This is a genomic window from Streptomyces fulvoviolaceus, assembly GCF_000718165.1.
GTDB lineage: Bacteria > Actinomycetota > Actinomycetes > Streptomycetales > Streptomycetaceae > Streptomyces > Streptomyces fulvoviolaceus.
Genome location: NZ_JOEY01000012.1, coordinates 102,761 through 121,940 on the forward strand (window position 1 = coordinate 102,761; position 19,180 = coordinate 121,940).

Annotated in this window: 15 protein-coding genes; 7 read left to right on the forward strand and 8 right to left on the reverse strand. The window is 70.8% G+C overall.

All coding sequences use genetic code 11. The features are described from left to right. Nucleotides 1-99 precede the first annotated feature (99 nt). The 3 genes from IG08_RS0114615 to IG08_RS0114625 all read right to left on the reverse strand — a co-directional run bounded on the left by IG08_RS0114615 (nucleotide 100) and on the right by IG08_RS0114625 (nucleotide 4,309). Complete coding sequence (locus IG08_RS0114615) at nucleotides 100-1,803, reverse strand: thiamine pyrophosphate-binding protein (RefSeq protein ID WP_030601080.1); 1,704 nt, start codon at nucleotides 1,801-1,803, stop codon at nucleotides 100-102. Continuing rightward, nucleotides 1,800-2,768 carry an agmatinase gene (gene speB / locus IG08_RS0114620; protein WP_030601081.1) on the reverse strand — a complete coding sequence of 323 codons (969 nt, stop codon included), beginning with the start codon at nucleotides 2,766-2,768 and terminating at the stop codon, nucleotides 1,800-1,802. Before speB ends, IG08_RS0114615 begins: the two co-directional genes overlap by 4 nt. A 77-nt stretch (nucleotides 2,769-2,845) precedes the next feature. Next, nucleotides 2,846-4,309, reverse strand: a complete 1,464-nt coding sequence (locus tag IG08_RS0114625) for a sodium:solute symporter family protein (RefSeq protein WP_030601083.1) — start codon at nucleotides 4,307-4,309, stop codon at nucleotides 2,846-2,848. 127 nt (nucleotides 4,310-4,436) lie between these two features. Here IG08_RS0114625 and IG08_RS0114630 point away from each other — a divergent pair, with 127 nt between their 5' ends. Continuing rightward, nucleotides 4,437-6,107: a PucR family transcriptional regulator gene (locus tag IG08_RS0114630; RefSeq protein ID WP_063757775.1), complete on the forward strand. Its 1,671-nt coding sequence runs from the start codon at nucleotides 4,437-4,439 to the stop codon at nucleotides 6,105-6,107. A 94-nt stretch (nucleotides 6,108-6,201) separates the two neighbouring features. Beyond that, nucleotides 6,202-6,990 (forward strand): phosphatase, encoded by a 789-nt coding sequence (locus tag IG08_RS0114635; RefSeq protein ID WP_030601087.1) that lies wholly within the window; start codon nucleotides 6,202-6,204, stop codon nucleotides 6,988-6,990. On the opposite strand, the gene IG08_RS59005 is transcribed toward IG08_RS0114635, so the two are convergent. The 5 genes from IG08_RS59005 to IG08_RS0114655 all read right to left on the reverse strand — a co-directional run bounded on the left by IG08_RS59005 (nucleotide 6,929) and on the right by IG08_RS0114655 (nucleotide 12,009). Then, entirely contained in the window at nucleotides 6,929-7,336 is a 408-nt protein-coding gene (locus IG08_RS59005; RefSeq protein ID WP_106980937.1) for an MFS transporter, read from the reverse strand. The genes IG08_RS0114635 and IG08_RS59005 overlap by 62 nt on opposite strands. 19 nt (nucleotides 7,337-7,355) lie before the next feature. Further along, entirely contained in the window at nucleotides 7,356-8,222 is an 867-nt protein-coding gene (locus IG08_RS0114640; RefSeq protein ID WP_030601089.1) for an acyl-CoA thioesterase, read from the reverse strand. A 35-nt stretch (nucleotides 8,223-8,257) separates the two neighbouring features. Continuing rightward, nucleotides 8,258-9,415: an acyl-CoA dehydrogenase family protein gene (locus IG08_RS0114645; protein ID WP_030601091.1), complete on the reverse strand. Its 1,158-nt coding sequence runs from the start codon at nucleotides 9,413-9,415 to the stop codon at nucleotides 8,258-8,260. Between the two features lie 177 nt (nucleotides 9,416-9,592). Beyond that, entirely contained in the window at nucleotides 9,593-11,062 is a 1,470-nt protein-coding gene (locus IG08_RS0114650) for a helix-turn-helix domain-containing protein (protein WP_063757776.1), read from the reverse strand. Nucleotides 11,063-11,412: 350 nt separating this feature from the next. Then, a complete protein-coding gene (locus tag IG08_RS0114655; RefSeq protein ID WP_030601098.1) occupies nucleotides 11,413-12,009 on the reverse strand; it encodes an SACE_7040 family transcriptional regulator in 597 nt (198 codons plus the stop codon). Between the two features lie 86 nt (nucleotides 12,010-12,095). Here IG08_RS0114655 and IG08_RS0114660 point away from each other — a divergent pair, with 86 nt between their 5' ends. The 5 genes from IG08_RS0114660 to IG08_RS0114680 all read left to right on the forward strand — a co-directional run bounded on the left by IG08_RS0114660 (nucleotide 12,096) and on the right by IG08_RS0114680 (nucleotide 19,109). Beyond that, nucleotides 12,096-13,712, forward strand: coding sequence for a carboxyl transferase domain-containing protein (locus IG08_RS0114660; protein WP_030601101.1), 1,617 nt, complete (start codon nucleotides 12,096-12,098; stop codon nucleotides 13,710-13,712). A 6-nt stretch (nucleotides 13,713-13,718) separates the two neighbouring features. Then, nucleotides 13,719-15,722 carry an acetyl/propionyl/methylcrotonyl-CoA carboxylase subunit alpha gene (locus IG08_RS0114665; protein ID WP_030601104.1) on the forward strand — a complete coding sequence of 668 codons (2,004 nt, stop codon included), beginning with the start codon at nucleotides 13,719-13,721 and terminating at the stop codon, nucleotides 15,720-15,722. After that, nucleotides 15,719-16,648, forward strand: coding sequence for a hydroxymethylglutaryl-CoA lyase (locus IG08_RS0114670; RefSeq protein WP_030601106.1), 930 nt, complete (start codon nucleotides 15,719-15,721; stop codon nucleotides 16,646-16,648). The genes IG08_RS0114665 and IG08_RS0114670 overlap by 4 nt, the downstream gene beginning before the upstream one ends. Nucleotides 16,649-16,655: 7 nt before the next feature. Further along, complete coding sequence (locus IG08_RS0114675; protein ID WP_030601108.1) at nucleotides 16,656-17,816, forward strand: acyl-CoA dehydrogenase family protein; 1,161 nt, start codon at nucleotides 16,656-16,658, stop codon at nucleotides 17,814-17,816. 249 nt (nucleotides 17,817-18,065) lie between these two features. Continuing rightward, nucleotides 18,066-19,109 (forward strand): ABC transporter substrate-binding protein, encoded by a 1,044-nt coding sequence (locus IG08_RS0114680; protein WP_030601110.1) that lies wholly within the window; start codon nucleotides 18,066-18,068, stop codon nucleotides 19,107-19,109. Nucleotides 19,110-19,180 lie beyond the last annotated feature (71 nt).

Here is a 19,180-nt window from a genome sequence, read left to right on the forward strand (position 1 = left end):
CGGCGCCCGTGCGGGCCGTCCTCGAAGTCAAGGTGTGCGCCGACTCGTGACCGCCTTCGCGGGAAGATCACGTACGAGTGGACGATCCCGAAGGGCTGGTCAGCCAGCCCCCTCCTCGCCGTCCAGATGCGTCGCCGCGAACATCCGCAGCACCACCGGGAGTACGACCACCGAAGGACCCGGTGACGCCAGCGCCTTCGACAGGTCCTCCGACAGGGTCTCCGGGGACGTACGGACCCCCGGCACCCCGAACGACTCCGCCAGCGCCACATAGTCCGGCCGGGTCAGTTCCGTCGCCGTGGCCTCGCCGAAGGCGTCCGTCATGTACTCGCGGAGGATGCCGTAGCCGCCGTCGTCGACGATGAGCCAGGTGACGTTGAGGTCGTACTGGCGGGCCGTCGCCAGCTCGGCGATCGAATAGAGCGCCCCGCCGTCGCCCGAGACCGCCAGGACCGGACGCGTCGGATCCGCCGCCGCCGCGCCCAGCGCCGCCGGGAAGCCGTAGCCGAGGCCGCCGGCGCCCTGGGCCGAGTGCATGTGGTTGGGGCCCTTGGCATCGAAGGCCGACCAGGCCCAGTAGGCCAGGATCGTCATGTCCCAGAAGGAAGGGGAGGAGGCGGGGAGTGCCCTGCGCACCGACGCCAACACCTCCTGTTCCAGGGTGAGTTCCTGGGATGCGATGCGGTCCGAGACCTTCTCCAGCACCTCACGCGCACGTTCCGGTGCCGAAGTGTCCGAGCGCTCCACCACCGTCTCCAACAGCGCCTGCAACGCCAGTCGCGCATCCGCGTGGATGCCCAGCGCCGGGTGGTTGGACTCCAGCTTGCCGAGGTCCGCCTCGATCTGGATCACACGGCCGCGCGGCTTGAACGTGTGGTAGTTGGAGGAGAGTTCGCCGAGACCCGAGCCGACGACCAGCAGTACGTCCGCGTCCTCCAGGAAGTCCGTGGTGTGGCGGTCTTCGATCCAGGACTGGAGGGAGAGGGGGTGCTTCCAGGGGAACGCTCCCTTGCCACCGGGGGTGGTGACCACGGGAGCCTTCAACACTTCGGCCAGCTGCCGCAGCTTGCCCGACGCGTCCGACCGTACGACTCCCCCGCCCGCGATGATCGCCGGACGGGCGGCACGGGACAGCGAGTCGGCCGCCACCGCCGTCAGTTCGGGGCGCGGCGGCAGCTCGTCCGGGAAGGCGTCGCCGCCCGTCACCACCGGGATCAGCGTCTCCGCCAGCAGCACGTCTTGCGGGATCTCCACCCAAACCGGCCCGTGCGGAACCGTCAGCGCCGACTTCCACGCCTCCGCGATCGCGGACGGGATCTGGGACTGCGTACGAACCGTGTGAACCGACTTCACGACACCCCTGAACGAGGCCGCCTGGTCCGGGAGTTCGTGCAGGTAGCCGTGGCGGCCGCCGCCCAGGCCCGCCGTCGGGATCTGGCTGCTGATCGCCAGCACGGGTGCGGAGGCTGCCGCGGCCTCCTGCAGAGCGGCCAGTGACGTCAGAGCTCCCGGCCCCGTCGACAGCAGCAGCGGCGCCGCCTCGCCCGTGATCCGGCCGTACGCGTCCGCGGCGAACCCCGCGTTGTTCTCCACCCGCAGACCGATGTACCGCAGGTCGGACCGTCGTAGCGCGTCGAACATGCCCAGCGCGTGCTGGCCGGGCAGCCCGAAGACGGTCGTCGCGCCGAGCCCGGCCAGGGTCTCCACGACCAGGTCTCCGCCGTTGCGGCCGGCGGGAGGGTTCAGAGCAGCGGAGATCTGCGCCTCCGTCGGACGGAGTACCAGGTCGTGGTCGTGGGTCACTTCGCGCGCGCCTCGGCAATCTGACGGGACATGATCGTGGTCAGTTCGTACGCCGTGTGGGATGCCGCCACCGACGTGATCTCCGCGTGATCGTACGCGGGGGCCACCTCGACGACGTCCGCCGAGACCAGGTTGCAGGACGCCAGGCCGCGCAGGATCTCCAGCAGCTCGCGGGAGGTCATGCCGCCCGCCTCCGGCGTCCCCGTGCCGGGCGCGTGCGCCGGGTCCAGGCAGTCGATGTCGATCGAGATGTACAACGGCCTGTCGCCGATGCGCTGGCGCAGCTGGTCGGCCACCTCGTCGACACCGCGCCGCATGACATCCGCGGACGTCACGATGCCGAAGCCCAGCTTGGCGTCGTCGTCCAGGTCCTGCTTGCCGTACAGCGGGCCGCGCGTGCCGACGTGCGAGAGGGCCGAGGTGTCGAGGATGCCCTCCTCCACCGCCCGCCGGAACGGCGTCCCGTGCGTGTACTCCGCGCCGAAGTACGTGTCCCACGTGTCGAGGTGCGCGTCGAAGTGCAGCAGCGCCACCGGGCCGTGCTTCTTCGCCACCGACCGCAGCAGCGGGAGCGCGATGGTGTGGTCGCCGCCCAGGGTCATGAGCCTCGCCCCCGTGCCCAGCAGGTCGTCCGCCGCCGCCTCGATCGTCTCCACGGCCTCGTGGATGTTGAACGGGTTCACGGCGATGTCGCCGCCGTCCGCCACCTGCGCGAGCGCGAACGGCGACGCGTCCTGCGCCGGGTTGTACGGCCGCAGCAGCCGGGACGCCTCGCGGATCGCGTTGCCGCCGAAGCGGGCGCCCGGCCGGTACGAGACGCCCGAGTCGAACGGCACCCCGACCACGGCGACATCGGCGCGGCCGACCTCGTCGAGGCGCGGCAGCCGGGCGAAGGTCGCGGGTCCGGCGTACCGCGGGATGCGGGAGGAGTCGACGGGGCCGCGGGGCGTCTCGTTGCTGCTCATGAGGTACTGCCTTCTTTCCTACGCTTCATCGCGTATGGAGCGCTTATCGAGCGTTATGTACTACTTCTTCTACGACTCTACTGGGGAGCCGGAACCGGTTCGGACGCGAGTTCGGGTGCGCCGCGCCCGGCGAGCCGCTCGCGCCAGGCGGCCAGTACGGCGGCGTCGGTCGCCGGAGTCGCCAGCGAGACGACCACGTACGCGGCGAGGGACAACAGCAGGCCGTAGTAGACGGGCTCGTTGGCGAGGATGCCGTAGCCCGCCATCAGGCCGATGACCGCGAGGCCGCCGACGGTCACGGAGGCCAGCGCGCCCTGCGCGGTGCCGCGCTTCCACAGCAGGCCGCCGAGGATCGGGACGAGGAGGCCGCCGACGAGAAGGTTGTAGGCGACGGTCAGGGCCTCGATGACGTTGTTGAGCGCGATCGCCGTACAGATCACCGCCACGCCCATGACGAGGATGAAGGCACGGTTGTCCCTGACCTCGTCGTGGTCGTCCTCCGGACCTCGCACGGCCCCTCGCAGCCGCGACCAGATGTCGTTGTTCGCGACGGTCGCGCAGGCGATCAGCGCGCCGGACGACGTCGACATCACGGCTGCGAGCGCTGCGGCCAGCACCAACCCCCGTACGCCGACCGGGAGTTCGTCCTTCACGATGGTCGCGAAGGCGTCGTCCGCGTTGGCGAGGTTCGGGTAGAGGACCTTGGCGGCCGTGCCGATGACGGCGCCGGCGAGGGCGTACGCGAGGCAGTAGGTGCCGGCGACCGTGCCGCCCCACTTGGCCGTGGTGTCGCTGCGGGCGGTGAACACGCGCTGCCAGATGTCCTGGCCGATGAGCATGCCGAACGTGTAGATCAGGACGTAGGTGAAGATCGTCTCGCCGCCGATGCCCAGCGGGTCGAAGTACTCCGTCGGCAGCTTCGCCTTCATCTCGCTGAAGCCGCCCGCCTTCACCACGGCGATGGGCAGGAGCAGGAGCAGCACGCCGATCGTCTTGACCACGAACTGCACCATGTCGGTGAGGGTGATCGACCACATGCCGCCGAGGGTCGAGTAGGCGACGACGATCGAGCCGCCGAGGACGATCGCGACGGTCCGGTTCATGTCGAAGAGGACGTCGAAGATCGTGGCGTACGCGATGGTCGACGTGACCGCGAGCATCAGGGTGTACGCCCACATGACCACGCCGGAGATGACCCCGGCACGGCCGCCGTAGCGCAGGTCGAGCATCTCGGAGACGGTGTAGACCTTGAGGCGCGCGATGCGGGCGGAGAAGAAGACGCTCAGCGCCAGCAGGCCCAGGCCGATCGTGAACACCATCCAGGCGCCCGACAGGCCGTACTTGTAGCCCAGCCCCACGCCCCCGATCGTGGACGCGCCGCCGAGCACGATGGCGGCCATCGTCCCGGAGTACATCGCGGGTCCGAGCCGGCGCCCGGCCACCAGGAACTCGCTCTTCGACTTGGCGCGGCGCATGCCCCACCAGCCCATGGCCAGCATGCCGGCCAGATAGACGACGATGACTGTGTAGTCGACGGCCACGGGGCCCTCCTCGGTTGAGCTCGGTGTCGCCGGCGGGTGACGAGCATCGACACTAGGTGGCCGGAAAGCGGCTGCGAAGTGTACGTTTCATCCACTTGAACCGTGCCGAGTGGAGGGAACGCACACCATGCCGGACCTCGCTGTTCCCCCTACCCCACCCGTGCCCCTCACGGCGCTCCTGGCCCGCGAGGACCTGGCCCTGCGGCAGATCGCGGGGCCCACGGATCCGGACGTGATGATCCACTGGGCGCACACCTCGGAGATGGCGGACCCGTACCCGTATCTGCTGGGCGGCGAGCTGCTGCTGACGGCCGGCGTGCACATCCCGGACGCGGCCGGCTCGGGCACGTACTTCGACGACTACGTCTCCCGGATCGTCGCGGCGGGCGGCGCGGCCCTCGGCTTCGGGGTGGCGCCGGTGCACGACACGGTGCCGCGGGCGCTGGTCGCGGCCTGCGAGGCGTACGAGCTGCCGCTGATCGAGGTCCCGCCGCAGACCACCTTCTCGGGCGTGGCCCGCGCGGTCTGGCAACTGATGGCCCAGGCCCGGCACGCCGAACTCCGCCGTGTGACGGAGGCCCAGCAGAGCCTCGCGGCCGCGGCCTCCCGCCCGAATCCGGTCCCCTCGGTGCTACGGCAACTCGCCCAGCGGGTGGGGGGCTGGGCGGTGCTGTACGGGCCGGAGGGGGTGGAGATCGCGGAGGCCGGGCGGGCGACGGGTGCTCCGGTGCGGGGGGCGCTGCGCGAGCTGGCGGAGGTGGTACGGCCGACGGCGCCGATGTTTTCGCCCCCGCCGCCCCTTCCCGTCCCGTCCCGGGGGCTCCGCCCCCGGACCCCCGCTCCTCAAACGCCGGAGGGGCTGAATTTGGCTGAGTTCTCAGCCCGTCCGGCGTTTGAGGACGAGGCCCGTCGGGCCGAAAACGGGGGTCCGGGGGCGGAGCCCCCAGGGTCGGGACGGGAAGGGGCGGCGGGGGCGAAAAACATCCGGGAACGCCGGGCCACCTCCGCCACCGACACCGTCGCCGGGACCCACCTCGCCGCCTACGCCCTGGCTGCCGGGCACGGCTTCGTGCTCGGGGTCGCGGCGCCGCGGCGGGATCCCGGCGATCACACCATCGCCTCCGTGGCCGCCGTGCTGCTCTCCCTGCTCACCGGCGAGCACCAGAGCGGCTCGGGAGCGGCCCGCTCCTCGGCGCTGGTACGGCTGCTGCTGGGCGCCGAGCCCCACACCGTGGCCTCCCTCCTGGGCGATGACCGGTGGCACGTCGTGCACGCCCGCCCGGACGCCCAGGCCCCCGACCTCATCACCGCCTCCGCACTGGGCGCCGCGCTCGGGTCGCCGCTGGTCGACCTCGCGGAGGACGTCGTACGGGTGCTCGTCCCGGCCGGGCGGGAGACGGAGCCGCAGCCCGGGTGGACCCTGGGTGTCAGTGCCGCCGTAGGTCCGCACGAGTGGGCGGTCGCCGACACCCAGGCCGCCCGCGCCCTGGCCCGCGCCCGGGCCACCCGCACGGCCCTGGTCCGGCACGGCGCCCGCCCGGGCCTGGCCGGTCTCGTCCCGCACGAGGAGGCCGAGGCGCACGCCCGTACCCTGCTCGCCCCCCTGTCTCCTCCGCTCACCGAGACCCTGCGCACCTGGCTGTCCCTGCATGGGAGTTGGGACCGTACGGCGGTGGCGCTGGACGTGCACCGCAACACCGTGCGGCAGCGGATCGCCCGGTGCGCGGGACTGCTGGACGCGGACCTGGACGACCCGGACGTACGGATGGAGTTGTGGTTCGCGCTACGGCAGCTCTGACCACCGCGATCCACCGCGTGAACATCGGGTGACCCGCGTCCCAGGGAGCGGGATGCCAGGTGATCCCACAGAGGTCTGCCTCACAATGGGAGGCATGCCGATATCCGGGACCCCCAGCCGCGCCGAACTCGTCGACCACCTTGTGAAGACCCGTATCGCGGGCGACGTAGCCACCCCGCGCGAGAACAACCTCTCCCACTACCGCCAGCTTTCGAACGGCGTCCGCAACTTCTGGCTCGGCCTGGAGCTGGGCGACCGCTGGACCGACGAGCAGGACGTGCTCGCGGTGATGGCCGAGCGCGTCGGCGTGAACGACGACCCCGAGTACCGGTACGGCCAGGACACCATCGACCCCGAGCTGACGGTCGACGGTCTGGAGCGCATGGCGGCGCGGCTGCGCAAGGCGGCGGACGGGCAGCAGCGGGTCCTGTTCGCCACCGGCCACCCGGGCGGCCTGCTCGACGTGCACCGGGAGACGGCCGCCGCCCTGCGCACGGCCGGCTGCGAGATCGTGGTCATCCCGGACGGACTGCAGACGGACGAGGGATACGTCATGCAGTTCGCGGACGTGGCCGTCCTGGAGCACGGCGCCACCCTGTGGCACACGCACTCCGGCGAGCCGATGAAGGCCATCCTCACGGCACTTGAGCGCGAGGGCCGCCCGCTGCCCGACCTGGTCGTCGCCGACCACGGCTGGGCGGGCTACGCCGGCCGGCACGGCATCGACTCCGTGGGCTACGCCGACTCCAACGACCCGGCGCTCTTCCTCGCCGAGGCGGAGGGAACCGTCCAGGTGACGGTCCCGCTCGACGACCACGTCCTCAGCCCGCGTTACTACGACCCGATGACGGCGTATCTGCTGGCGGAGGCGGGACTGGTGTGACCCGCTGCGCCAGCCGCCCCCGCAGCGCCCAGCCGATCAGCCCCGCGAGCAGGACGGTCAGCGCGCCACCGGCCAGCAGGGCGGTGCGCGGGCCGGTCCACTGGGCGAGGACGCCCAGCAGGAGGGCGCCGACCGGGCCGCTGCCGTAGAAGACGGAGTTCTGGACGGCGAGCACCCGGCCCCGGACCGCGGGGTCCGCGCGGAGCTGGAGGGCGGTGGCGGAGACCGTGGTGAAGACCATGGAGGCGGCGCCGGCCGGGATGAGCAGCAGGGCGAAGACGAGGTAGCCGGGCGCGAGCGCGGTGACCGCCCCGGTCAGGGAGCGCTCTCTTCCCGGGCGACGCAGACATCGCCCGGGCGCGGCCTCACCGCGGGACGCGGACCACGCCTTCCTGGATCACCGAGATGGCCAGCTGCCCGTCCTGCGTGTAGATGCGGGCCTGGCCGAGGCCGCGGCCTCCTGACGCGGACGGCGACTCCTGGTCGTAGAGGAGCCACTCGTCGGCGCGGAAGGGCCGGTGGAACCACATCGCGTGGTCGAGCGAGGCCCCGACGACGTCGCCGACGGCCCATCCGCCGCGCCCGTGCGCGAGGAGGATCGAGTCGAGGAGCGTCATGTCGGAGACGTAGGTGGCGAGGACGACGTGCAGGAGGGGGTCGTCATCGAGTTTGCCGTTGGTGCGGAACCAGACCTGGGAGTGGGGTTCGCGGGGCTCGCCGAACTTGCCGTACGGCGGCTCGTCCGCGTAGCGCAGGTCGATCGCCTCGCGGGCCTCGATGAACTTCTCGACGATGTCGGAGTCGATGTGGTCGTAGCCGCGCAGCTGCTCCGCCGTGGTGGGCAGCGTGACCGGGTCGGGCGCGTCCGGCATCGGGGCCTGGTGGTCGAGGCCCTCCTCGTACGTCTGGAAGGACGCGGAGAGGTGGAAGATCGGCTGCCCGTGCTGGACCGCGACCACCCGGCGGGTGGTGAAGGAGCGGCCGTCGCGGATGCGGTCGACGGTGTAGACGATGGGTGCACCGGGGTCGCCCGCGACCAGGAAGTACGCGTGGAGGGAGTGGGCGTGACTGTCCGAGGGGACCGTCCGCCCCGCGGCCACCAGCGCCTGCGCAGCGACCTGCCCGCCGAAGACGCGGGGGATCACGGCGGCGCGGGACTGGCCGCGGAAGATGTTCTCCTCGATCTGCTCGAGGTCGAGCAGATCGAGGAGACTCTGTAGTGCCTGACTCATACAGTCATTTGTACTGGTCAGTAATTTCCGGAACCTTACAGGCCCATGTCCTTCGCGATGATCGACTTCATGATCTCGCTGGTGCCGCCGTAGATGCGGTTGACGCGGTTGTCCGCGTACAGGCGGGCGATCGGGTACTCGTTCATGAAGCCGTAGCCACCGTGCAGCTGGAGGCAGCGGTCGATCACGCGGTGGGCGACCTCGGTGCAGAACAGCTTGGCGCTGGCGGCCTCGGCGGGGGTCAGCTCACCGGCGTCCAGGGCCTCCAGGGCGCGGTCGACGACGGCCTCGGCCGCGTCCACCTCGGCCTGGCAGGCGGCCAGCTCGAACTTGGTGTTCTGGAAGGAGGCGACGGACTTGCCGAAGACCGTGCGCTCCTGCACGTACTCCTTGGCGAACCGGACGGCCGCCTTGGCCTGCGCGTAGGCGCCGAAGGCGATGCCCCAGCGCTCGGAGGCCAGGTTGTGGCCGAGGTAGTAGAAGCCCTTGTTCTCCTCGCCGAGGAGGTCCTCGACGGGCACCTTGACGTCGACGAACGCGAGCTCGGCGGTGTCGGAGGTCTTCAGGCCGAGCTTGTCCAGCTTGCGGCCGATGGAGTAGCCCTCGGACTTGGTGTCCACGGCGAACAGGGAGATGCCGAAGCGGCGGTCCTCGGCGGTGGGCGCGGAGGTGCGGGCGCAGACGATCACGCGGTCGGCGTGGACGCCGCCGGTGATGAAGGTCTTGGAGCCGTTGAGGACGTAGTGCGTGCCGTCCTCGGAGAGCTTGGCGGTGGTCTTCATGCCCGCGAGGTCGGAGCCGGTGCCCGGCTCGGTCATCGCGAGGGCCCACATCTCCTCGGCGGAGACGAACTTCGGCAGGAAGCGCTTCTTCTGCTCGTCGGTGGCGAGCATCTTGATGTACGGCAGGCCGAGCAGCACGTGCACACCGGAGCCGCCGAACTGGACGCCCGCGCGGGCCGTCTCCTCGTACATCACGGCTTCGAACTTGTACGAGTCGATGCCGGCGCCGCCGAACTCCTCGTCGACACGGATGCCGAAGATGCCGAGCTCGGCGAGCTTGTAGTAGAAGTCGCGCGGCGCCTGGCCGGCTGCGAACCACTCGTCGTAGACGGGGACGACCTCGGCCTCGATGAAGGCGCGCAGGGTCTCCCGGAACGCTTCGTGGTCCTCGTTGAACACGGTACGGCGCACCGCCGCCACCCTTCTCTGCGCCTAAACCGGCGCCGCTCTCGCGTACGTGGTTGCTCGCCGTCGGGGTTCCTCAATTGATGGTTGCGACCCCATGGCTAAGCGCTTGCTCAGATCAACCGTACCGGCGAGTATCAAGGGCGTCCAGACCGGCCCTCGGGTAACGCTCGTCACGCTGTCTCAGCGGTACCGGACGAGAAGGGGCCGTTCGGTGATCCGTACGGCGTCCTCGGCGCCGGTCTCGCGGGTGGTGCCGTCGAGGTGGTCGACGCGGTACGCCCCCGCGCCCGCCCGGACGTCCGCCGTGCCGGAGAGGGTCCACCGGATGCGGGCCGGATGCGGGATGCCGTGTTCGTCCGGGACGAGGAACTCGCACTGCCAGACGTTCTCGGGCAGACCGATCTCCGCCCCGTGACCGCAGGAGCGGATCTCGGCACGGGCGAGCCACTTCTGGAGCCGGTCGACGTGGAGGCCGGCCTTGGTGGGTGCCTGGCCCTCGGCCTGGACGACCAGGGGGATCTTGCTGTTGCCCCAGGCGTAGAAGTACATCCGCTCCACGATCCTGGAGTACAGACCCGTCAGGTAGAAGCGGACCGCGTGGTCCGCCGCCGTGTCCGCGTCCAGCGGGTCGTTCAGCTGGATCGTCTGGACGGTCCCCGTGTTCCACAGCGGCAGGTGGTACCCCGCGAGCTGGAAGGTCCGTTCGACCTTGCGGACGATCTCCAGCATGGTCTCCGGGGGATCGGTGACGCTGCGCTGGTAGAGGTTGACGGCCGCCGCGTCGCAGTACTGGTACGCGCCCGCCTCGGCGAAGCGGAGCAGGTACTCGTGCGACGCGTCCTCCCACAGGTCGGTGATCGAGGGACAGACCACGGTCGCGTCCTTGTCGTGCTCCCGGATGATGCGGCTCGCACGGCGCGTCATCTCGGCGAGCGTCTCCACGCTGCCGTTGTAGTGGTGCCCGTGATTGGCCGTGATCCACGGCTCGTACGCGTCGATGCGGCCGCCCGCGTGCCGCACCACGGCGCGGACGAAGGCGTCCCAGTCGGCCAGGTCGTCCGGCGGTGCGGCACGGGAGTCCTCCCGGTACGCGGCCCTACGGCCGTCCGGCGCGGCCCAGCCGGGCGTACCGCCGAGGACGAAGACCGTGGACAGGCCCTGCCGTTCGGCTCCGTCGAGCAGCCGGTCGAGGGTGGTCCAGTCGAACTCGCCCCGCCTGGGCTCGAGTTGGGACCAGCGGGTCTCGCTGTCCCACAAGCGCACCGTGCCCACGCGGAACGACGGCATGACCCCGCTGAAACTGTTCATCGTCACGCCGAACATCTCGGGGGCGACCGGCAACGGCGCCTGGGACCAGCTCTCGGCCCCGGCGGGTACGGCCGTGAGGGGTCCGGGATCCGTCCCCTCTTCCGTCGCCGCCTCCCAGTACCGCAGCAGGTCGTTCAGCTCGGCCGGCTCCGCCCCGCACTCCTTGGCGAACCGGAGGACGATGTCGTAGTCCCCCGGCACCCCCTGGCCGGTGCAGTACCGATGCAGGGTGGAGCCGCTGATGAAGATCCGCTGTCCCAGCACCTGGTAACTGAGCCCACTGCGGTCCTTGAGACCACGCAGCGCGGTGGCCAACTCCCGCCCCTCGGCACGCCTGTTCATCACACCCACCCCCGTGACGGCCGACTCCACCATCCCAGGTATGTCCCAACAGTTCCGCGTCATTCCTGGTCATGGTGTGGCGCGCGTCCCACGGCGAGACCGGGACGTGCGCCCTCTGGCCATCAGGTCGGCCGACTCGGCACCATGATCACACCTAACCGAGGGGGGTGCCGGTCCCCCACGGCTTCTGGAGGGGAACACCCATGCCTGCCTGCAAGCGGGTGTGGGTGTCGAGAAGCCCGCTGAGGGTGGGCGGGGAGCCGGCTGGAATCACCGACCGGGTCGTGGCGGTCCGAGCCACGGCCTGACCCTCCGGCGGGGGGCGAGCCACCCATCGCCCCCCGCCGCTGTCACTCCGCCCCCGCCGCCGCGAACGCCCCCCGGGCCATGCGGTGCAGCAGCTCGGCCGTGGCGCCGCGCCCCGGCAGCGACCCCGGCCGGCCCAGATGCGGTGTCGAGTTCAGCAGACCGAACACCGAGTGGACCGCCGAGCGGGCCGTCGGCTCGGTCAGCCCCGGGTACACCTCCCGCACCACCTCCACCCACAGCTCGACGTACTGCCGCTGCAGCTGCCGCACCAGCTTCCGGTCGCTGTCCCGAAGCCGGTCCAGCTCGCGGTCGTGGAGGATGATCAGCGGCCGGTCGTCGAGCGCGAAGTCGATGTGGCCCTCGATCAAGGAGTCGAGGACCGCCTCGGGAGTCACCCCGTCCGCATCCGCCAGCCGCCGCTTCGCCCCCGTCAGCAGCTGCCCGCTGATCCCCACCAGCAGCTCCGCGAGCATCGCGTCCTTGCCCGCGAAGTGCCGGTACAGCCCGGGGCCGCTGATGCCGACCGCGGCGCCTATCTCGTCCACGCCCACGCCGTGGAAGCCGCGCTCGGCGAAGAGCCGCGCGGCTTCCTTGAGGATCTGCTCACGGCGGGTGGGGGCGTCGGTTCTGGTGGCCATGGAAGCAATTCTAGACAGAGAGGTTAGCGCTCGTTAACCTGAAGGAAACGCGTTAACGCTCATTAACAGGATGAGGGGATCGCAGAATGCGACAGGCACCGGAGCTGACGAGCGCGGCAGACCCCGCGTCGGAGGCCTGGCGAGCCAACGAGGAGGCCCATCACGCCCTCGTCGAAGAGCTGCGCGCCAAGCTCGCCACGGCCAGGCTGGGCGGGGGCGAGAAGGCCCGGGCCCGGCACACCGCCCGCGGGAAGCTGCTCCCGCGGGACAGGGTCGACACCCTCCTCGACCCGGGCTCCCCCTTCCTCGAGCTGGCTCCTCTCGCCGCCGACGGGATGTACGACGGACAGGCCCCCGCTGCCGGGGTCATCGCCGGGATCGGGCGGGTCAGCGGGCGCGAGTGCGTGATCGTCGCCAATGACGCCACCGTCAAGGGCGGGACGTACTACCCGATGACCGTGAAGAAGCACCTGCGCGCGCAGGAGGTCGCCCTCGAGAACCGGCTGCCCTGTCTGTACCTGGTGGACTCCGGGGGCGCCTTCCTGCCCATGCAGGACGAGGTCTTCCCGGACCGCGAGCACTTCGGGCGGATCTTCTACAACCAGGCCCGGATGTCGGGGGCGGGGATCCCGCAGATCGCCGCCGTCCTCGGCTCGTGCACCGCCGGCGGTGCGTACGTCCCGGCCATGAGCGACGAGGCCGTCATCGTCCGCAACCAGGGGACGATCTTCCTCGGCGGACCCCCGCTCGTGAAGGCCGCCACCGGCGAGGTCGTCACCGCCGAGGAGCTCGGCGGAGGCGAGGTGCACTCCAGGGTCTCCGGCGTCACCGACCACCTCGCCGAGGACGACGCCCACGCCCTGCGGATCGTGCGGAACATCGTCGCCACCCTCCCCGCGCGCGGGTCCCTCCCCTGGCAGGTGCAGCCCGCGGAAGAGCCCAAGGTGGATCCCTACGGCCTCTACGGCGCCGTCCCCGTCGACTCCCGCACCCCCTACGACGTACGCGAGATCATCGCGCGCGTGGCCGACGGCTCCCGTTTCGCCGAGTTCAAGGCCGAGTTCGGGCAGACGCTCATCACCGGGTTCGCCCGGATCCACGGCCACCCGGTGGGCATCGTCGCCAACAACGGCATCCTCTTCTCCGAGTCCGCCCAGAAGGGCGCCCACTTCATCGAGCTGTGCGACCAGCGCGGGATCCCGCTCCTCTTCCTCCAGAACATCTCCGGCTTCATGGTCGGCAAGGATTACGAGGCCGGCGGCATCGCCAAGCACGGCGCCAAGATGGTGACCGCCGTCGCCTGCACACGCGTACCGAAGCTGACCGTCGTGGTCGGCGGGTCGTACGGCGCCGGGAACTACTCCATGTGCGGCCGGGCCTACTCCCCCCGCTTCCTGTGGATGTGGCCCAACGCCAAGATCTCCGTCATGGGCGGCGAGCAGGCCGCGTCCGTCCTGGCCACGGTGAAGCGGGACCAGTCGGAGGCACGCGGAGAGGCCTGGCCCGCCGAGGACGAAGAGGCTTTCAAGGACCCGATCCGCGCCCAGTACGACCGCCAGGGCAACGCCTACTACGCCACCGCCCGCCTCTGGGACGACGGGGTCATCGACCCCCTCGACACCCGGCAGGTCCTCGGCCTCGCCCTGACCGCCTGTGCCAACGCGCCGCTGGGTGAACCCCAGTTCGGCGTCTTCCGGATGTGAGGACCCATGTTTGACACAGTGCTGGTCGCCAACCGGGGCGAGATCGCGGTCCGCGTCATCCGCACCCTCCGCGCGCTCGGCGTGCGCTCGGTGGCCGTCTTCTCCGACGCGGACGCCGACGCGCGGCATGTACGGGAGGCGGACACGGCCGTACGGATCGGTCCCGCACCCGCCGCCGAGAGCTATCTGTCCGTGCGGCGGCTGCTGGAGGCGGCCGCCCGCACCGGTGCCCAGGCCGTGCACCCCGGGTACGGATTCCTCGCCGAGAACGCCGACTTCGCGCGCGCGTGCACCGACGCCGGGCTCGTCTTCATCGGGCCGACGGCGGAGTCCATCGCGTTGATGGGCGACAAGATCCGGGCCAAGGAAACGGTGAAGGCGGCCGGGGTGCCGGTCGTCCCCGGCGGACGTGACCCCGAACTGGCGGAGGCGGCCCGCGAGCTGGGCGCGCCTGTGCTGCTGAAGCCGTCCGCCGGCGGTGGCGGCAAGGGCATGCGCCTGGTGCGGGACCTGAGCCTGCTGGAGGAGGAGATCTCCGCTGCCCGCCGCGAGGCCCGTGCCTCCTTCGGCGACGACACGCTCCTCGTCGAGCGGTGGGTCGACCGGCCCCGGCACATCGAGATCCAGGTCCTGGCCGACGGCCACGGCAACGTGATCCACCTGGGCGAGCGCGAGTGCTCGCTCCAGCGCCGTCACCAGAAGATCATCGAGGAGGCGCCTTCGGTTCTGCTGGACGAAGGCACGCGCGCGTCGATGGGCGAGGCGGCGGTCCAGGCGGCCCGCTCCTGCGGCTACCGGGGCGCGGGCACGGTCGAGTTCATCGTCCCCGGCTCCGACCCGTCGTCGTACTACTTCATGGAGATGAACACCCGCCTCCAGGTGGAACACCCGGTCACCGAGCTGATCACCGGCCTCGACCTGGTGGAGTGGCAGTTGCGGGTGGCGGCGGGCGAGCAACTGCCGTACGAGCAGGCCGACATCCGGTTGACCGGGCACGCCGTCGAGGCGCGTGTCTGTGCCGAGGACCCCGCTCGCGGGTTCCTGCCGTCGGGCGGCACGGTACTCCGGCTGCACGAGCCCCAGGGCGACGGCATCCGCACCGACTCCGGGTTGAGCGAGGGCACGGAGATCGGCTCGCTGTACGACCCGATGCTGTCCAAGGTGATCGCGTACGGCCCCGACCGCGCGACGGCGATCAGGAAGCTCCGGGCGGCCCTCGCGGAAACGGTCACCCTGGGCGTACCAACGAACGCCGGGTTCCTGCGCCGACTGCTGGCCCATCCGGCGGTCGTGGCGGGCGAGTTGGACACGGGGCTGGTCGAGCGCGAGGTGGACGGGCTCGTACCGGACGAGGTGCCGGCGGAGATCTACGCGGCGGCGGCGCTGCTGCGCCACGCGGCGCTCGCCCCGGCCCCCGGCGCCGGCTGGGCCGACCCGTTCGCGGCAGTGGACGGCTGGCGCCTGGGCGGCGAGCGGGCCTGGACGCCGCACCACCTGCGGGTGCCGGGCCACGAGCCGGTCACCGTGAGCGTGCGCAGCACGCCGGACGGCGGAACCGAGCTGCTCCTGGACGACGCGGACAAGCCCCTTCGGGGGTCCGGGGGCCCGCCCCCGCGGCCCAGTGCCGATCACCGGTTCACCTTCCGGCTCGACGGCCTGTCCCACACCTTCGCCGCCCTGCCGGACGGCACCTGGCTGGGCCGCGACGGCGACGCCTGGCACGTACGCGACCACGACCCGGTGGCGGCCGCCCTCACCGGTACGGCCCACTCCGGCGCCGACTCCCTCACCGCCCCCATGCCGGGGACGGTGACCGTGGTCAAGGTCGCGGTAGGAGACGAAGTGACCGCAGGACAGAGCCTGTTGGTGGTGGAGGCCATGAAGATGGAGCACGTCATCTCCGCCCCGCACGCTGGCACGGTCGCCGAGCTGGACGTCACACCGGGCACGACGGTCGCCATGGATCAGGTGCTGGCCGTGATCGCACCCCACGAGGAGGTGGCGCAATGAGCCTGCCCATGACCATCCCCGCCCCCGGCCTCCCCGCCCGCGTGCGCATCCACGAGGTCGGCGCCCGCGACGGCCTGCAGAACGAGAAGGAGACCGTCCCGACGGAGGTCAAGGCGGAGTTCGTCCGGCGCCTGGCCGACGCGGGCCTGACGACGATCGAGGCCACCAGCTTCGTCCACCCGAAGTGGGTGCCCCAACTGGCGGACGCGGAACAGCTGTTCCCGATGATCAGTGACGTAAAAGCCGCTCTCCCGGTCCTCGTGCCCAACGAACGCGGCCTCGACCGAGCACTCACCCTCGGCGCCACCCGTGTCGCCGTCTTCGCCAGTGCCACCGAGTCCTTCGCCAAGGCCAACCTCAACCGCACGGTGGACGAGGCACTGGCGATGTTCGAGCCGGTGGTGGCGCGGGCGAAGGCGGCGGACGTCCATGTGCGCGGCTACCTCTCGATGTGCTTCGGCGACCCGTGGGAGGGCGCGGTCCCGGTCCCACAGGTCGTGCGGGTCTGCCGGGCGCTGCTCGACATGGGCTGCGACGAGTTGAGCCTCGGCGACACGATCGGGGTCGCCACGCCGGGCCACGTACGGGCCCTGCTGACCGAACTCACCCAAGAGAACGTCCCCGTCGAGAAGTTGGCCGTGCACTTCCACGACACCTACGGCCAGGCGCTCGCGAACACCTACGCCGCCCTCCAGCACGGCGTCACCACGGTCGACGCCTCCGCGGGCGGCCTCGGCGGCTGCCCCTTCGCCAAGTCCGCCACCGGAAACCTCGCCACCGAAGACCTCGTGTGGATGCTGCACGGGCTCGGCATCGACACCGGAGTCGACCTCGGCCGCCTCGTCGCCACCAGCGTGTGGATGGCCGACCAACTGGGCCGACCCAGCCCGTCCCGCACCGTCCGCGCCCTCTCCCACCAGGAGTGACCCGACCATGGACCATCGCCTCTCCCCCGAGCTGGAAGAACTCCGCCGCACGGTCGAGGAGTTCGCGCACGACGTCGTGGCACCGAAGATCGGCGACTTCTACGAGCACCACGAGTTCCCGTACGAGATCGTCCGGGACATGGGCCGCATGGGCCTGTTCGGGCTCCCGTTCCCCGAGGAGTACGGCGGGATGGGCGGCGACTACCTGGCCCTGGGCCTCGTACTGGAGGAACTCGCCCGCGTGGACTCGTCGGTGGCCATCACGCTGGAGGCCGGTGTCTCGCTGGGCGCGATGCCGATCCACCTGTTCGGCACGGAGGAGCAGAAGCGGGAGTGGCTGCCCCGGCTGTGCTCCGGCGAGATCCTCGGCGCCTTCGGCCTCACCGAGCCGGACGGCGGCAGCGACGCCGGTGCGACCCGTACGACGGCCCGTCTCGATCCGGAGACGGACGAGTGGGTGATCAACGGCACGAAGTGCTTCATCACCAACTCCGGTACCGATATCACCGGCCTGGTCACGGTCACGGCGGTGACGGGCCGCAAGCCGGACGGCAAGCCGTTGATCTCGGCGATCATCGTCCCGTCGGGGACGCCCGGGTTCACGGTCGCGGCGCCGTACTCCAAGGTCGGCTGGAACGCCTCGGACACCCGTGAGCTGTCCTTCTCCGACGTGCGGGTCCCGGCGGCGAACCTGCTGGGCGAGGAGGGCCGGGGCTATGCGCAGTTCCTCCGCATCCTCGACGAGGGCCGTATCGCCATCGCCGCCCTGGCCACCGGACTGGCGCAGGGCTGTGTGGACGAGTCGGTGAAGTACGCGAAGGAGCGCCAGGCCTTCGGCCGGCCGATCGGCGCCAACCAGGCCATCCAGTTCAAGATCGCCGACATGGAGATGAAGGCCCACACGGCCCGCCTCGCCTGGCGTGACGCGGCCTCCCGGCTGGTGACCGGCGAGCCCTTCAAGAAGGAGGCGGCCCTCGCCAAGCTCTACTCCTCCACGATCGCGGTCGACAACGCCCGCGACGCCACCCAGGTCCACGGCGGCTACGGCTTCATGAACGAGTACCCGGTCGCCCGTATGTGGCGCGACTCCAAGATCCTGGAGATCGGGGAGGGCACGAGCGAGGTCCAGCGGATGCTGATCGCCCGGGAGTTGGGGCTGACGGGCTGATCCCCGGCCGGAAAGCGCCGTAGCGCGGCCAAGGGGTGGCCGCGTAAGGGGAGTTGAGCAGGAATCAACGGCCGGGGCACTGGGCAGAAGCCCGCGGAGGCGGGTACGCCCTGGTGACCCGGCCGTTTCATGGCCGGCGCACAGGTTCCCGCGGGGGCCACCCTGCCCTCTGGACAAGTGATGAGGTTAGGCTAACCTACGTTCGAACTCGTCCGGCGGATGCTCCGCCCCGTTCGAAAGCAGCCACACATGTCCAACGCCAGAGCCACCCACCTCACCCGCCGCGGCATCCTCGCCGCGGGCGGCGCCCTCGGCCTCGGTGCCGTGCTCGCAGCCTGCGGCGACGACGACGCGAAAAGCGGTGGCTCGGAGTCGACGGCTGCCGCCAAGTCCGGCCCCTGGACCTTCAAGGACGACCGCGGCACGACCGTGAAGCTGGACAAGGTCCCCACGAAGATCGTCGCCTTCACCGGTGTCGCCGCCGCCCTGTACGACTACGGCATCGAGATCAAGGGCGTCTTCGGCCCGACCACGCTCGAGAACGGCAAGGCCGACGTCCAGGCCGGCGACATGGACGTCAGCAAGCTGACGGTCTTCGGCAACGTCTGGGACCAGTTCAACGTCGAGAAGTACGCCGCCTTCGCGCCCGAGGTCCTCCTCACGACGACCTTCGACAGCGCCGGCACCCTCTGGTACGTGCCCGAGGCCTCGAAGGCCAAGATCGCCAAGCTGGCCCCCAGCGTCGCCATCTCCGTCTACGACCGTCAGCTCACCAAGCCCCTGCAGCGCATGTGGGAGCTCGCCGACTCGCTCGGCGCGGATCTGACGGCCACCAAGGTCACCGACGCCAAGAAGCGCTTCGAGGAGGCCTCGGAGCGGCTGCGCGCAGCCGCCAAGGCCCGCCCCGAGATCAAGGTGATGGCCGGTTCGGCGGCGCAGGACGTCTTCTACGTCTCCGGCACCAACTTCTCCATCGACCTCGAGTACTTCAAGGCCCTCGGTGTGAACTTCGTCGAGCCCTCGGAGTCGGCCAAGAAGGCGACCGGCGGCTGGTTCGAGACGCTCAGCTGGGAGAACGTCGACAAGTACGCGGCGGACATCATCATGATGGACGACCGGACCGCGACGATTCAGCCGGCCGACATCACCGAGGCGACCTGGAAGAAGCTGCCCGCGGTGAAGGCGGGGCAGGTCATCGGGCGGTCGCCCGAGCCGATTCTGTCGTACGACAAGTGTGTGCCGATGGTCGAGAACCTGGCCAAGGCCATTGAGGACGCGAAGAAGGTCGCCTGATTCAGGGGGGTTGAGCTTCGTGGGGCGACTGCGGGCCCGTCCGTGGCTGGTCGCGCAGTTCCCCGCGCCCC

What these genes read in the sequence shown, in the direction of transcription:
- speB (WP_030601081.1), bottom strand. Translation starts at nt 2,768, where the DNA reads ATGAGCAGCAACGAGACGCCCCGCGGCCCCGTCGACTCCTCCCGCATC.
- IG08_RS0114630 (WP_063757775.1), top strand. Translation starts at nt 4,437, where the DNA reads ATGCCGGACCTCGCTGTTCCCCCTACCCCACCCGTGCCCCTCACGGCG.
- IG08_RS0114635 (WP_030601087.1), top strand. Translation starts at nt 6,202, where the DNA reads ATGCCGATATCCGGGACCCCCAGCCGCGCCGAACTCGTCGACCACCTT.
- IG08_RS0114640 (WP_030601089.1), bottom strand. Translation starts at nt 8,222, where the DNA reads ATGAGTCAGGCACTACAGAGTCTCCTCGATCTGCTCGACCTCGAGCAG.
- IG08_RS0114650 (WP_063757776.1), bottom strand. Translation starts at nt 11,062, where the DNA reads ATGAACAGGCGTGCCGAGGGGCGGGAGTTGGCCACCGCGCTGCGTGGT.
- IG08_RS0114655 (WP_030601098.1), bottom strand. Translation starts at nt 12,009, where the DNA reads ATGGCCACCAGAACCGACGCCCCCACCCGCCGTGAGCAGATCCTCAAG.
- IG08_RS0114660 (WP_030601101.1), top strand. Translation starts at nt 12,096, where the DNA reads ATGCGACAGGCACCGGAGCTGACGAGCGCGGCAGACCCCGCGTCGGAG.
- IG08_RS0114665 (WP_030601104.1), top strand. Translation starts at nt 13,719, where the DNA reads ATGTTTGACACAGTGCTGGTCGCCAACCGGGGCGAGATCGCGGTCCGC.
- IG08_RS0114670 (WP_030601106.1), top strand. Translation starts at nt 15,719, where the DNA reads ATGAGCCTGCCCATGACCATCCCCGCCCCCGGCCTCCCCGCCCGCGTG.
- IG08_RS0114675 (WP_030601108.1), top strand. Translation starts at nt 16,656, where the DNA reads ATGGACCATCGCCTCTCCCCCGAGCTGGAAGAACTCCGCCGCACGGTC.
- IG08_RS0114680 (WP_030601110.1), top strand. Translation starts at nt 18,066, where the DNA reads ATGTCCAACGCCAGAGCCACCCACCTCACCCGCCGCGGCATCCTCGCC.